Annotated in this window: 2 protein-coding genes and 1 pseudogene; all 3 read right to left on the bottom strand. The window is 59.4% G+C overall.

The window, feature by feature from the left end:
- Positions 1 to 79: pseudogene (gene hisH / locus L692_RS33380) on the bottom strand (imidazole glycerol phosphate synthase subunit HisH); the annotation flags it as partial.
- Between the two features lie 3 nt (positions 80 to 82).
- On the bottom strand, positions 83 to 688 hold the full coding sequence (gene hisB, locus L692_RS0102235; RefSeq protein WP_025696815.1) for an imidazoleglycerol-phosphate dehydratase HisB: 606 nt from the start codon (positions 686 to 688) through the stop codon (positions 83 to 85).
- A partial coding sequence (locus L692_RS0102240; protein ID WP_025696817.1) for a histidinol dehydrogenase occupies positions 678 to 1,140 on the bottom strand: 463 nt, incomplete at its 5' end. The genes hisB and L692_RS0102240, both read right to left, overlap by 11 nt.

Below are 1,140 nucleotides of genomic sequence, written 5' to 3' on the forward strand. Positions count from 1 at the left end.
GCTGCTGGCCCAGACGCTCAATCGCCTTGCTGACGCTGTGCAGGTTGCCGATCCCGTAATCGACGATAGCAACGGTCATGGACTACAGCACCCCTTTCGTGGAAGGAACGCCTTTCACCCGGGGGTCAATCGTTGTCGCCTCGTCCAGCGCGCGCCCGAGCGCCTTAAACACCGCCTCAATCATGTGATGCGTGTTGAAGCCGTAATGCACGATGACATGCAGCGTCAGCCGCGCCTCCAGCGCGAACTTCCACAGGAATTCATGGACCATCTCGGTAGAGAAGCTGCCCACCTGCTGGGAAGGATACTCCGCCCGGTATTCAAAATGCGGACGGTTGCTGATGTCGATAATCACCTGCGCCAGCGCTTCATCCATCGGCACAAATACGCTCGCATAGCGCTTGATGCCCTTCTTGTCGCCGAGCGCTTCGCGCAGCGCCTGCCCGAGACAAATGCCGATATCCTCTACCGTGTGGTGATCGTCAATCTCGATATCGCCGCGCGCCTGAACCGACAGATCGAACTGGCCGTGCTTCGTGAGCAGATCAAGCATATGGTTCAGAAAAGGGACGTCGGTCTCAAGCTCCGCCTGACCGCTTCCGTCCACAGTCAGCGACAGCTTGATGTCCGTTTCGTTCGTTTTGCGGGAAAGCCCCGCCTGCCTTGTTTGCTGCCCGTTATTCTCCATCCGTTTCTCCACCCTTCGCTTCGTTCTCCAGCCTGATTTCCACCGCTCTGGCATGGGCCTCCAGCCCTTCGCGGCGCGCCAGTTCAATAATCGTCTTGCCGTCGCGCAGAAGCGCTTCTTTGCTGTAATAGATCAGGCTCGATTTCTTGATGAAATCGTCCACGTCCACCGGCGACGAGAACCGCGCCGTTCCGTTCGTCGGAATAATATGGTTCGGACCGGCAAAATAATCGCCTACCGGCTCCGAGCTGTACGGCCCGAGGAAAATCGCCCCTGCGTTCCGCACCGCCCCGGTCAGCGCCATCGGGTCCTGCGCCACGATCTCCAAATGCTCAGGCGCCAGCCGGTTGACGACGGAAATTCCCTCTTCCAGCGTCTCCACTACGATAATGGCGCCGTAATTCTCCACGGAAGCCCGGGCGATGGCCTCGCGCGGCAGCTCCCGGAGCTGC

The sequence above is a fragment of the Paenibacillus forsythiae T98 genome (assembly GCF_000520735.1).
GTDB classification, from domain to species: Bacteria; Bacillota; Bacilli; order Paenibacillales; family Paenibacillaceae; genus Paenibacillus_AQ; species Paenibacillus_AQ forsythiae.

Coding starts and splice junctions, on each gene's coding strand:
- hisB (WP_025696815.1), bottom strand. CDS start 688: ATGGAGAATAACGGGCAGCAAACAAGGCAGGCGGGGCTTTCCCGCAAA.